At 58.9% G+C, this 13194-nt stretch carries 9 protein-coding genes and 1 pseudogene; 5 read left to right on the top strand and 5 right to left on the bottom strand.

Annotation, left to right across the window (positions count from 1 at the left end; genetic code table 11):
* Positions 1-45 precede the first annotated feature (45 nt).
* A complete protein-coding gene (locus tag HAQ05_RS12605) occupies positions 46-1701 on the bottom strand; it encodes a 4Fe-4S dicluster domain-containing protein (protein ID WP_190421055.1) in 1656 nt (551 codons plus the stop codon).
* 495 nt (positions 1702-2196) lie between these two features.
* Between HAQ05_RS12605 and HAQ05_RS12600 the strand changes: the two genes are divergently transcribed.
* Positions 2197-2946 (top strand): electron transfer flavoprotein subunit beta/FixA family protein, encoded by a 750-nt coding sequence (locus HAQ05_RS12600; RefSeq protein ID WP_190421053.1) that lies wholly within the window; start codon positions 2197-2199, stop codon positions 2944-2946.
* Positions 2946-3875, top strand: a complete 930-nt coding sequence (locus HAQ05_RS12595; RefSeq protein WP_190421051.1) for an electron transfer flavoprotein subunit alpha/FixB family protein — start codon at positions 2946-2948, stop codon at positions 3873-3875. The genes HAQ05_RS12600 and HAQ05_RS12595 overlap by 1 nt, the downstream gene beginning before the upstream one ends.
* Positions 3876-4435: 560 nt before the next feature.
* Here the strand turns inward: HAQ05_RS12595 and HAQ05_RS12590 are convergent.
* The 4 genes and pseudogenes from HAQ05_RS12590 to HAQ05_RS12575 form a co-directional block, all read right to left on the bottom strand.
* Entirely contained in the window at positions 4436-4693 is a 258-nt protein-coding gene (locus tag HAQ05_RS12590) for a hypothetical protein (RefSeq protein ID WP_190421049.1), read from the bottom strand.
* Between the two features lie 1012 nt (positions 4694-5705).
* The gene (locus HAQ05_RS12585) at positions 5706-6287 is read right to left on the bottom strand and encodes a hypothetical protein (protein WP_190421047.1); all 582 of its coding nucleotides are present in this window, start codon (positions 6285-6287) and stop codon (positions 5706-5708) included.
* Positions 6288-6603: 316 nt separating this feature from the next.
* A pseudogene (locus tag HAQ05_RS12580) lies at positions 6604-7439 on the bottom strand (IS256 family transposase); the annotation flags it as partial.
* 159 nt (positions 7440-7598) lie between these two features.
* A complete protein-coding gene (locus HAQ05_RS12575; RefSeq protein ID WP_190421045.1) occupies positions 7599-8885 on the bottom strand; it encodes a hypothetical protein in 1287 nt (428 codons plus the stop codon).
* A gap of 826 nt (positions 8886-9711) precedes the next feature.
* Here HAQ05_RS12575 and HAQ05_RS12570 point away from each other — a divergent pair.
* The 3 genes from HAQ05_RS12570 to sctW are packed head-to-tail and all read left to right on the top strand — an operon-like array spanning position 9712 to position 13193.
* The gene (locus tag HAQ05_RS12570) at positions 9712-10389 is read left to right on the top strand and encodes a helix-turn-helix domain-containing protein (protein ID WP_338050208.1); all 678 of its coding nucleotides are present in this window, start codon (positions 9712-9714) and stop codon (positions 10387-10389) included.
* Positions 10390-10393: 4 nt separating this feature from the next.
* The gene (gene sctC / locus HAQ05_RS12565) at positions 10394-12055 is read left to right on the top strand and encodes a type III secretion system outer membrane ring subunit SctC (protein WP_420825772.1); all 1662 of its coding nucleotides are present in this window, start codon (positions 10394-10396) and stop codon (positions 12053-12055) included.
* Between the two features lies 1 nt (position 12056).
* Complete coding sequence (gene sctW / locus HAQ05_RS12560) at positions 12057-13193, top strand: type III secretion system gatekeeper subunit SctW (RefSeq protein ID WP_190421043.1); 1137 nt, start codon at positions 12057-12059, stop codon at positions 13191-13193.
* Position 13194: the final 1 nt, after the last annotated feature.

The raw sequence follows: 13194 nt of genomic DNA, 5'->3' as shown, positions 1-13194 counted from the left end.
CGGCCGGGGTGGTAGGGGCCCGCCGCGACTGCTTTGCAACCTTTTTTACATGTTCGGGTAATTCGGCCCGCCGGAGCCTTCTGGTGCCACCCAGGTGATGTTTTGCGCCGGGTCCTTGATGTCACAGGTTTTGCAGTGCACGCAGTTTTGTGCGTTGATCTGGAAGCGTTTTTCACCGCCTTCGGCCGCCACCACTTCGTATACCCCCGCCGGGCAGTAACGCTGCGCCGGTTCATCGTAAAGGGGCAGGTTCTGGCTCACCGGGATGCTGGGGTCGGCGAGTTTCAGGTGGCAGGGCTGGTCTTCTTCATGGTTGGTGCTGGACAAGAATACCGAACTCAACTTGTCGAAGCTGAGCTTGCCATCGGGCTTGGGGTAGGTGATTTTTTTCGCATCTTTGGCCGGCTTCAGGCAGGCGTAGTCGGGCTGGGTGTCGTGCAGGGTGAAGGGGAGCTTACCGCCAAACCAATTCTGCTCCACGTAGTTGAAAGCCCCGCCCAGCAGCGCACCATACTTGTGCAAGGCGGCACCGAAGTTGCGGCTTTGGAACAGCTCTTCGTACAACCAGCTTTGCTTGAACGCCTGCGGGTAAGCTTCCAGCACATCGCCGCCCTCGGCACCGGCGAGCAGGTTGGCGGCCACCGCATCGGCGGCGAGCATGCCAGACTTCATTGCGGTGTGGCTGCCCTTGATCTTGGCGAAGTTCAGCGTGCCCAGGTCGCAGCCGATCAGCGCGCCGCCGGGGAATACCATTTTCGGCAACGAGTTCAGCCCGCCCTTGCAGATGGCCCGCGCACCATAGGCCACGCGCTTGCCGCCTTCGAGGTACTGCGCCACCACCGGGTGATGCTTATAGCGTTGGAATTCGTCGAACGGCGACAAGTAGGGGTTGCTGTACGACAGGTCGACGATCAGGCCCACCACCACTTGGTTGTTTTCCAGGTGGTACAGAAACGAGCCGCCCAGGTTGTCGTTGTCCAGCGGCCAGCCGGCGGTGTGCACCACCAGCCCGGGTTGATGCTTGGCCGGGTCGACGTCCCAGATTTCCTTGATGCCAAGGCCATAATGTTGGGCGTCGGCTTCGCTGTCGAGTTGGTAGCGCTTAAGCAACTGCTTGCCGAGGTGGCCGCGGCAACCTTCGGCGAACAGCGTGTACTTGCCGCGCAATTCCATGCCGGGGGTGTAGATGCCGTCTTTGGGCTGGCCCTCGCGGTTCACCCCCATGTCGCCGGTGATGATGCCGCGCACCACGTTAGTGTCGTCGATCAGCACCTCTTGCGCGGCGAAACCGGGGTATACCTCCACGCCCAGGTTCTCGGCCTGCTGCGCCAGCCAGCGGCACAGGTTGCCCAGGGAGATGATGTAGTTACCCTCGTTGTGCATGGTTTTGGGCACGAAGGCATTGGGGACTTTGCTCGCGGCCTGCTCGTTCTTCAGGAAGTAGATATCGTCGCGGGTTACGGGGGTGTTCAGCGGCGCACCGAGGGCCTTCCAGTCGGGGAACAACTCGTTCAGGGCGCGCGGCTCGAACACCGCGCCGGAGAGAATGTGGGCACCGACCTCAGAGCCTTTTTCCACCACGCACACGCTGATTTCTTGGCCGGCTTCGGCGGCCTTTTGCTTCAAGCGGCAAGCGGCGGCCAGCCCTGCTGGGCCCGCTCCGACGACGACGACGTCGAATTCCATGTATTCGCGTTCCACAGGTTCTCTCCTAACACGAGGCTGGTTTTCTATTTTCTAATAAGTATGGGCATACGCTGGGCAACGCTACCCGGCCTGTAGTGTAATGGCCAGGGCACTACAAAACCGCTTGCATAAGCTTGGGCATTATATCTACACCAGAGCCCGGGTCCAAATCAAACGTTTGTTTGAAAGTTGCCCGGCCCAGTAAAATCGTGGCGTGTGGCGGCCATGACTGGCCGGTTCCGCGTATTGACCGAGGGTAGCGATGCGGTCAAGATACGGGCGGTTCGTGCTGGCGCCGTTTGCCGCGCACCGTGGCCGTTTGCCGGTGCGCTGGGGGGCAGGGCTTGTATAGAAGCGTCTGCGCTGCGGGTTTGGCGGGCGGGCGGAATGCCCTGCCCTTGGCAACGCTCCAAGCCTAGGTACCAGCCTTTTTTTTGAGCTGCAGTGCCACCACCGATCGCAGGCCGTGGGCCGTGCGACTTTCTTTCACCGGAGAGTAACGAGGAATCCATGAAGGTTCTTGTAGCTGTCAAACGAGTGGTTGACTATAACGTCAAGGTCCGTGTCAAAGCGGACAACTCCGGCGTCGATCTTGCCAACGTCAAGATGTCGATGAACCCTTTTTGCGAAATCGCCGTGGAAGAGGCTGTGCGCCTGAAGGAGAAGGGCCTGGCCAGCGAAGTGATCGCCGTATCGGTGGGCCCTACCGCCGCCCAGGAGCAACTTCGCACCGCGTTGGCGCTGGGTGCCGACCGGGCAATTTTGGTCGAGTGTGGTGAAGACCTCAGCTCCCTGGCCATCGCCAAGGCGCTCAAGGCCGTGGTCGATAAAGAGCAGCCGCAACTGGTGATCCTCGGCAAGCAGGCGATCGACAGCGACAACAACCAGACCGGGCAAATGCTCGCCGCGCTGACCGGTTACGCCCAGGGCACCTTTGCCTCGAAGGTGGAACTGGCTGGCGACACCGCCAATGTGACCCGCGAGATCGACGGCGGCCTGCAAACCGTCGCGCTCAAGTTGCCGGCGATCGTGACCACCGACTTGCGCCTGAATGAGCCCCGCTACGCAACCCTGCCCAATATCATGAAGGCCAAGAAAAAGCCCCTCGAGGTCTTGACCCCGGCAGACCTGGGCGTTTCCACCGCTTCGACCTACAGCACGGTGAAGGTCGAGGCCCCGGCGGCGCGCAATGCTGGCGTAAAAGTGGCTTCGGTGGCTGAGCTGGTCGACAAACTGAAAAACGAGGCGAAGGTGATCTGATGGCAATCCTGGTAATCGCTGAACACGAAAACGGCGCCCTGGCCGGTGCCACCCTGAACACCGTGGCCGCCGCGCAAAAAATCGGCGGCGACATCCACGTGCTGGTGGCAGGGCAAAGCGTCGATTCCGTGGCCGAGGCCGCCGCGAAGGTGGCGGGCGTGGCCAAGGTGCTCAAGGCCGATAACGCCGCCTATGCCCACCTGCTGCCGGAAAACGTCGCCCCGTTGGTCGTCGAGCTGGCCAGCGGCTACAGCCATGTGCTGGCACCAGCCACCACCAACGGTAAGAACTACCTGCCACGGGTCGCGGCATTGCTCGACGTGGACCAAATTTCCGAGATCATCGCCGTCGAGGCACCCGATACCTTCAAGCGCCCGATCTACGCCGGTAACGCCATTGCCACGGTTAAATCCAATGCCGCAGTGAAGGTGATCAGCGTGCGCACCACCGGTTTCGATCCGGTGGCCGCCGAAGGCGGTTCGGCCACCGTCGAGGCAGTGGCTGCCGCCCACGATGCTGGCCTGTCGAGCTTTGTGGGTGAAGAATTGGCCAAGTCCGACCGCCCGGAACTGGCCGGTGCCAAGATCGTGGTGTCTGGTGGCCGTGGCATGCAGAACGGCGATAACTTCAAGCACCTCTATGCACTGGCCGACAAGCTCGGCGCAGCCGTAGGCGCCTCGCGCGCAGCGGTAGACGCAGGTTTCGTACCCAACGACATGCAAGTGGGCCAAACCGGCAAAATCGTAGCCCCGCAGTTGTACATCGCCGTGGGCATCTCCGGCGCGATCCAGCACCTGGCCGGCATGAGGGACTCCAAGGTGATCGTGGCGATCAACAAAGACGAAGAAGCGCCGATTTTTCAAGTGGCCGATTATGGGCTGGTGGCGGATTTGTTCGAGGCGGTGCCGGAATTGGAGAAATTGGTCTAAATTATTGAGCCGTTGAATAAATAACCCGGGCTTGCCCGGGTTATTTATAGGAGTATCGATACGCTCACAGAGAATTATTTTCTCATTACCCCTGAGTCGAGGCTTTGCCGCGAAGGGTTACAAGACCGAAGCCGTGCATAATCCCGTTTACCTTCGAATAGCCGTATTTGGGCAACGGAACGAGTTGGCTACCGCGGTGCACCGGTGCGTTTGGCCCAGCCCGGTCTAGGGCAGCGGCCTCTTCAGCGAGGGTATTTGACGATATCAGGCGTTCGCACAGTGACAGTGGCGTGTGTGGGGCGCTGGCGGTGAGCGAGGCGACTGACCATGCCGCCGGCGAAGCGAGCAAACAGCGCGACCACCGAACGGAGCGTGGCCATCAGGTGTAGGGTACAACGGTTTATGAAATCAATCATGATAGGTTCTGGTGCGCGTGGGATAGGGGGCACTACCGGGTGCGCGCAAGTGACCACATCCACTTCAACAATCGCGTCATCTAGTCTCTACGCGAACCCGGTAAAACGTCTCACTGGTTGACGATCAACACCTACACCGACAGCTCACAAAGAATGAAGAATTGTTGGGTTTTTTAAGATCTTTTCAACCGCGAGTACTTTGGCTGGAAGAGGAGATGGGACGCTGGGTGAAAGGGTTTCGCTAGTACAGAAAAACGCATCCACGCGCCAGCCTAATAATTTAGGTTCTCTAGCGTTAAGCAGCGCCTGGCTATATTTTTCCTGAACCTTGAGCCGATCGCTAAGTTGTACTCTTTTGTCACGCTGCGGTGGCTCGGTTGAGGGATTTTTGGGGTCGATCATGGACTCCAAGTTAGCCGGATGGTTTGCGGTTCTGTGCACTCTGAGCACCTGCGGCTCGATTTGTAGGTCGAGCCTAGGGAAACGGGTAACAGCAGACTGGTACTCGTAACAATTAATTGCGCTCTTGTGGCCAGCTGTATGAGGCTGAATGTTGCATGTGGCTTGCATTATAGGCATGGCGAGAATCCTTGCTGGTTCGAAAAGGGGCCCGGCGAGGTAGCCCGCTCGGCGCAGGGGCGTTTTACGGCAGCCTCCAGTAACGCGCTTCTAAAAAACGATCGCCGTTGGCTGCAGGGCACGGGCATTCATGCTTGTTGGATTAGGTATGGTATCGAGTAGCGGCGTCAGGACGAAAACTATAATGGACTTCTGTTAGATAATTTTAACGGCGAAGGCTTTAAATAGATGGCTATTAGGTTGGTGGCTGGTGAAGAAGGTGAGATGTGACCAGGTCCATTTTGGTAGTTTTATAAGTTTGAAGGATTGATCGTTCACGCAATGGATTCCGTTTTTGCGGCCTATAGATGATCGTGGGCTTGCTTCTCGGGACGTCACGGAATACGCAAGCGTGGCGACTTCACCCCGGGCAGCTCCGCGGATGGTGGCCCTAGGGCTACAGGCGGCGTAGTTCCGGCGGTACGTAAGAGGTAATCATTATGCAACCATGAGTACCGAGGTTCCAGCGTTGCATCTGAATAGTCGTCTAGAAATTGGAATAACCGCGTGCACACTGCTTCGGCCGCCCTGTCTTCCTGCTTTTGGGATGCAGGCGCTGCCGATGTAGACGACGGCGGATAGATGTGTGGCTTTTGGGTAGGAGAAACACCGCCGTTCACCAGCCGTAGCGATACGCCCTGCGACACCTTTTCGTGATCGAACGAGGTGTTGGCTATTGTTACAGGCTTTATTATACGCATTTTTTATATTGGACTCTCGGCGGGATTCAGTGAGCGGTAACTTAAGTTATTCGGAAAAGCGAAATTATGATGGACTTCTTATTCGCGGCCAATCGTCATGGCCTGCCAAGCAAAATCGATATGGCTTGCTTGAGTTTTTCACGGTCGGCTGGAGATAAAGCGCTTACAGCTTTGTAAAGGCTGGAATGCCGCGCACGCCCGGGCGGAATATTGAGACCTTGCTTGAGGGCCAGTAGCCTTGCTGTACCTTTGCCCAATTGTACCTCCGTGATCGTATTAATGATGATAGAGTCTTGATCAGTGCTTTTTCGAAGAATGTTCACCACGTCATCACGGGCTTGTTCGCTTTGCGTGAGCCGCTGTAGTTCCGAAAATATACCATTGAGTTCTGCATCTTCTGTGGCCAGCGCTACGATAGCGCTTCGGAGGGACTCGTCGCTATACCCTAGCGCCGGAGTATTGTTGGTTGCACGCCGCAGTTCGATCAGCGCCTGGCGTTCCAGCTTTTTTATACGGTCAGATGAGGACCGTTCGCGGTGTTTTAGAAGTGGTCTAAATGTTGCAGCGCTTTGGCTTGCCCCAGTGAGTGCGGTGGATGGGGCCTGATCGACGTGGGGTTGCGTTTCGGCGATCGGCGCAAACGCATGTGCCGGCGAGGGCGAGACAGTTATATGCATTATGAAAGTTACCTGTAGTGTGTTTTCAAAATGGTAGCTTCAACGGTTAAGGGGCTCACGGCAATAAAAAATCGCCCATTGGCCATAGATAGGCATTTGGGACTAATCTTAGCCCTTCAATTGCGGCGGCATCACGCTAGGGTGCCAGGCCAGTGGCGGAATAATCTTGCCGGTACCGTGCAGGTTGTTTATACCTGGCGATTCACACGCGAATTGACGCGTGAACTCCTGAAACGCCATACCAGGAGGTGGTGTAACTCATCATGGCCTTGGCCATTGAGCTTGCCGTTTAGTTGATCACGGCCGACAGCTTGGCCTACGGATTATCGCTGGCTGCCTCGAAGGCTTCCAACTGCATGTAGCGCCTTTGCAGGCACCATTCGTCGTTCTGCTCCAGCAACATCGCACCCACCAGCCTGGTGATCGCCGGATCGTTAGGAAAGATACCCACGACATCGGTGCGCCGCTTGATCTCGGCGTTCAGCCGTTCCAGCGGGCTTGTGCTGTGCAGTTGCTGACGGTGAGCCTCCGGGAAGGCCATATGCGCCAACACTTCATCTTCGCAACCGTCCATTAGCGCCGCGATTTTCGGATACTTCTCGCGTAACTGATCGGCCAACAGACGCCATTGTTGATGGCATCAGCGCGACTGTCCTAAGCAAAGACTGTGCGCAGTAACGCCGCCACCATGCTGCGCTGGCCCTTGCCGACGTGGGCCATCGCATTGCGCATGAAATGCACGCGGCAGCGCTGCCAAGTCGCGTGGAAGACCTTGGCGACAGCTGCCTTGAGGCCTTCGTGAGCGTCAGAGATCACCAGCTTTACCCCGCGCAAGCCACGGCGCATCAGGCTGCGCAGGAAGTCCGTCCAGAACGGCTCAGCTTCGGAAGGGCCAACCCGCATGCCCAGAATTTCCCGTCCGCCATTGGTGCTCACGGCCACGGCGATTATGACCGCGACCGAAACGATGCGGCCTGCCTCCCGCACTTTAACGTAGGTAGCGTCGATCCAGAGGTACGGCCAGTCGCCTTCAAGTGGTCGATCCAGGAACGCATTGACGCGCTCATCGATCTCGCCCGCGAGTCTGGATACCTGGCTTTTCGAGATGCCAGTCATGCCCATGGCCTTGACCAACTCGGTCAATGCGATAGTGGGCTTGGTCATCGTGGTTTCTCTGGTGAGTGTTTGGTCTTCGCAAACTCAACAGTAGCCAAGAACCACGATGACCCTCCTCTTTCGCCCGCAGGGCGCGTTCGGTTGGTTCAGTTACACCACTTCCCGGGACACGATCTGCGCCGCCAGCGTTCATGGCTAACGGGTGCTGGCGCGGTAGCCATCGGCAAGCAGTTGCAGTGTCGCGTCGTTACCCAACCTTTGGCTCAGGCAGCGCAACCGCTCGTATGTTTGTTGGGGCCGTGTGCATTGTTTGGTAATCATTGCAAAGTGTATGGTCGCCGGCCAATCCGGTTTCAGCATGCGTGTCGCGTTTGGGCCCACGGACGCGACCAACTCACGCAGGTTTTCGGGCCTCGAGCTTTTCATCAATGTGAGAATGAGACGATACAGCTCAATGCTGTCTTGCAAGGCTTGGCTTTCAGCCGATGATTTTGGCAGGCTTAGGGCGGAAGCTTGTCCTAGGCGTTTTAGTGCAACCTGAAGCTGGGCTGTCGCGATTTGCTGGTTGCGGTGATCGTAAAACAAATCTAGTTCGACGATCTGCCGTGCCGCCTTGGCCACTGCCAACGCGGCACCGGTGGCTAATGCCGTCGGCACGCTTGGCGGCTGGCTTTCATTCTCCTGATCAGCCACAGGTAAAACTGAGCCGAATGCTTCGTCTTCGTCTTCGGCGGGCTCTGGCGTCGGGGTGTACTTCGCGACATTTCGGCTGGCGTCAGGAGCCAGCGGGCAATCGGGCGTAGCGGGTATCGGCCAAGCATCCGGCAATGACGTTGCGCTGTAAGATTTGGGGGCCTGTGTCGGGGATAAAAGCGCCGATTGATGGCGTGCTGTGAACAATGGGCCAGTAATGCCCGGTTGCGCGTTTAACGCCTCTATTAGTCGGGTGTTAATTTCCGTGCGCGGCAGACGTTCTAGGCGTGCCAAAAGCTGCGCTTCGATTGCCTTGATATTCACCGGGTGATAGTTGAACAGGTGCGCGCCTCTGTCGTCCAAGCTGTTGATGAGCGAGTCAAGCGAGGTAATCACGCCCGCGGGTGGTAACGCATACCGCTTGCGGGCAGCCTGTAGCTGCGTGAACAGGTAACCTTCGCCAAAACGCTCAACCTGCGCATGCAAACTTTCACGTAAAGTTGTGCATACCCGGGGGGACTTCATAAGTTGCTGCCAGGCACTTCCGTTGATGGAGCGGGGCTCCAAAATAACGCGGGCTTTATCAGCGTCGAGCTCGTTGAATAGGCGTATCAAGCGCTCCTTATGAACGGGCGGCAATGTGATGAGGGGTTGATTAGGCGGTTGGAATCGAGCACTGGTATTCCGGGCCTTGAACAGCTTAGAAAGCCTGAAGACACTTAGCCGCTCGCGAACCTGGCTGATACGGGGCGCTGACTGGCAAAGTGTACTGGTCAATCGAGCGAGCATAGCGATTCAATGCCATGGTTATTATGGGTGTGGGCTAATACTTGTGTTGGCGCGCGTTTTGCGCTTGCAGATAGCGCTCATGGGGCCAGGCCGTTTTGTATCAATATGCTTGCGCCGCGCGAGCCTCACGGTTTTGCTGGATGCCTTGGATGAGCAGATGACCCAGCTATGGATCCTGTCCGGTCCAGTAAACCACCATAGGTAGACGATAAAAGGTATTGATAGGCACACATGCAGGGCCATCAACGGGCCCGGCTGTGAGGCTTCTGCAAACCGCTTACTCGCCCAGCGAAGGGCGGAGCACCCAAAGGCTGGACCCGCCCAAAGGTCGCTTTTTGATAGCGTGGGGCCAATTTCCCCACCTAGCCTGCGCCTTGGTTAGCAAAGGAACGCTCAACACCATGCTTCGTTTTCCCCCATCCCCCTGCAACGGATTTTGTGCCCCGCAAACGGACGGCCCAGCACGCAATACCAAGCGGGAACTCGTTTCAATCAACCAAGGGATCGACTCGCTCTCGCCACTGCCCCATTTGCCGCGACGCTGTTCCACCCAGTTAGTAACCCTCGAAGAGGGTGAGGACGACATTGAAGTTGTCGTGGCGCAGGTAGCACCTAGCAAGTCCTCTTGTATCGTTTGCCAGCGCCGCTCCTCGGCGCATGCAGCCGAGGTGAAAGCCATCAAGTTTCCATCAGGATTGCCGCCCAAGGACAGTTGATCATCCTGGCCCACGTTCACGAATGGGCCAACCCCATGGCAAGCAGTATCTGCCTTCCTACCACAACGCTCGCACATTGCTGCATGGCGGCCGCCCATGCGGACCACGTTGTGCTGGCCAGCACAACCCAGGCGCCGTTGCGCTTGGGCTGCCGTGCCAGTGGCCGGCAGTGGCAGGCGCCTGCGGGCGCACGGGGGCTGCTGGTGATGCACCCGCAGCTCTATGTGGCGCAGGGCGATGCATGGGTGCAGCCCTTGGCAAACGCAGGGCTGGCCAAACTGCAATTTTTTATCGACCAAGGGCTGCCGCTGCCCTGCCATCCTGAAGGCAACCAGCCCTCCTTCGGCTTATGGGGCGAGCACGTACCTGAGCAAGGCGGCGATGGGCTCACCCGCTGGTACCTGGCCAAGGCTGTCGAGGGGGGTGGTGACTATGCAGCCTTCGCCCAAGCCTTGCGCAACACCGAGAGCTACCGCTTGGTGGCGTTCCTCAGCGACAGCCGCAATGCCCAAGAAAAACTAAACGTGCTAGCGCGGCGCTACGGCGTGTCGGTGTCGCATTTTCGCAGGCTATGCCGCACCGCGATCGGAGGCACCGTGAAAACCGAACTGCGCGAATGGCGTACCGCCCGCGCGTTGCTCACCCTCGCCCAGGGGGCCACCTCCCTAACGGAGGTGGCCCTGGAACTGGGCTATGCCTCTTCGTCGCATTTTTCAAAGGAAATCAGAGAGCTGGTGGGCGTGGTGCCCAGTCGCTTGAGCGATATCACCCGTTTATCCAGCAAGTGAGTAAATGATGATTACGATCCGGTACTGCCTGTTGGCCCTTGTAATGGGCATCTTCACGCCTGCGCCTCTGATGGCCGCCCAGCCCACCCAGGGGGCAGAAGGGTATGTGGCGCGCCAAGAGAGCCTGCGCGGCTTTTTCGAAATGCTCTCAGCGCCGCTTGGCAAGCCCATCATCGTGAGCAAAACCGCGGCCAAACGCACGGTGACCGGTAACTTCGCCCTGAGCGAGCCGCAGAAAACCCTGGAGCGCATCAGCCGCCAAATGGGCTTGATCTGGTACAGCGATGGCCAGTCGATTTACCTGTACGAAGCGGCTGAGGCCAAGCGGGCGGTGATTTCACTCAACACCATCACCGTGGCCAAACTGGAATCGTTCTTGCGTCGCTCGGGGCTGCTCGATGCGCGTTACCCGCTGCGCACCGATGGCCAGCGCACACTGTATGTGGCTGGGCCGCCCATTTACGTCGACCTGGTCAGCCAGGCGGCGGCGTTCATGGACAGCCAGAGCGCCGACCTGCAACTGGGGCAGCAGCGTATTGGCGTAATCCAACTGCGCAACACTTTCGTGGGCGACCGCCAGTACGAGATGCGCGAAGAAAAAATTCTCGTACCGGGCATGGCCACCGTGATCGAGCAACTACTCAGTGGCGAGCAGCGCGGGGTCGATGTGCAGGTCAACCGTGTGGCCGGTGGCGAGCGCCCGCTGTCGATGCCGCCGTTTCCTGGTGAAAACGCCCCCGACGCGGGCGCTACCGCCACAACAGCCAGGGCAATGGCGCGCGACTTGGGCGCCGGTAATATCCGCATCGTTGCTTACCCAGACACCAACAGCCTGCTGGTCAAAGGTTTGCCCGAGCAGGTGCGCTTCATCGAAAACTTGGTGGCCGCGCTGGATGAGTCCAAGCGCCACGTCGAGCTGTCGGTCTGGATCGTCGACCTGCTGCAGGATGACCTCAACCAACTCGGCGTGAACTGGCAAGGCGGGGTGCGGGTGGGCAGCCAATTCGAGGTGTCGTTGAACCGCGGTTCGGTCAGCACCCAGGACGCGGTGTCGTTTCTCGCCGCGGTGTCGGCACTGGAGCAACAAGACCGTGCTCGGGTGGTGTCGCGCCCGGTGGTATTGACCCAGGAAAACGTACCGGCGATTTTCGATAACAACCGTACCTTCTATGCGCCCTTGGTGGGTGAACGCGCGGTAGACCTGCAGCAAGTCACCTACGGCACGCTGGTCAGCGTGTTGCCGCGTATCGGCGCGGCCAACGACATCGAAATGGTGCTGAACATCGAAGATGGCAGTGAAGTCGACAACCCGCGTAGCAACCAAGACGACCAAGACGCCAACCTGCTGCCCACCGTCGGCCGCACGCGCATCAGTACCGTGGCGCGGGTGCCGCACGGCAAAAGCCTGCTGGTGGGTGGCTTCACCCGCGACGAAACCAGCCAACAAACGCGCCGTATCCCCGTGCTTGGGCACATTCCGTTTGTAGGCCGGCTGTTCAGCTACAAGCAAACCCACCGCGCCAATACCGCGCGCGTGTTCCTGATTCAGCCCCGGGAAATTCACGGGCCCTTGGCCGATGACGCCGATCGCTTGGCCAGCGAGGTGTTCGATGAACGCACGCTGAGCGAGCAGGAGAAAGCGGTTTACCGCTCGCTGGAGCGCTGAGATGGCAATCGTCGGAGGTATCTTCACCCCCCCGCGGCCGGCAAGCTTCAAGGCCCCTGAGCTGACTGCCAAAGAGCAGCAACTTCAGCAGGGCCAACTGGACGGGCCGGACGATGACCGCGCACCGGCGGCCCTGGTCGCGCAGTTTGCGCAGAGCAGCGATGAAATGGCTGCCTCGCTGCGTGCGCAGTTTCGCCGGCGTGCAGACCTTGGCGACAAACTCGAGACGCTGGGCGACGCCTTCGAGCGCGTGCTTGAAGACAACGCGGTACCCAAAGCGATGCAGGTGCTCAAGCTGGCCGGGCAAACAGGGCGCACCATCGAGTGGTTGCTACAGCAGGCCCGCCAGCAGTTCCCCGATGAAAGCGATTTGGTGCTGGTGCTCAAGGAATTGCTGCAGCGCGGCAACATGCCCCAGGCCACGCAACAGCGGCTCAATGCGTTGCTCGTGGCCGTGCTGGCCCAGGCAGCGCCCAAGCGGCTGAAGGCTGGTATCAACGTAGCGCTTAAGGCGCGGTTGTTCGGCAAGCGCTTGCGTTTGCGCGCTGCACTGATGCGCGAGACGTATCGGGCGTTTCTCGAGTCGGACGACGACCCGGTCGGCTGTTATGAAGACTGGATCGCGCTGTACGGCGAAGAACACCGCGGCAACATCCTGGATTTCGTCGAAACGGCCTTGCTGACCGATATCGATGCGGTCGACCCCAGTTGCTCGCGCTTGGAGTTCGGGCCATTGATGAGCCGCTTGGGTGAAATCAAGCAATTGCGCTCGGCAGACCTCAACTTTGTGACGTACCTGTTAGGCCAGGCCCCGGTACGCCAATACAACGCTAAAGAAGCGGATTGGCTCGTGTTCATGTTGGGCCTGTTGCGCTACCCGGATGAGGTGACGCAATTGCTGGGCGAGGTCTTCGGCCAGAGCCTGCTCTTGGCCGAGGCCAGGGACCGTGGCGCGGCCTTGCAGTACGTGCGGGCCGCGGCCTGCAGTTTGCCGCCAGGGTTGTTTGGCGATGACGAGGCGCTCAGCCGCGTTGCTGAACAATTTTCCGACCTTGCCAGCACCGTACACCGCCAGGAATCCATCGACCGGCACGCCGCCACCCATCGTTACCAAACGCTCAAGGGCCCTGGAAACTAAG

The sequence above is a fragment of the Pseudomonas typographi genome (assembly GCF_014694385.1).
Taxonomy (GTDB): Bacteria; Pseudomonadota; Gammaproteobacteria; order Pseudomonadales; family Pseudomonadaceae; genus Aquipseudomonas; species Aquipseudomonas typographi.
Note: the sequence above shows the minus strand (reverse complement) of the source record. Positions and strands in the feature narration are given on the sequence as shown.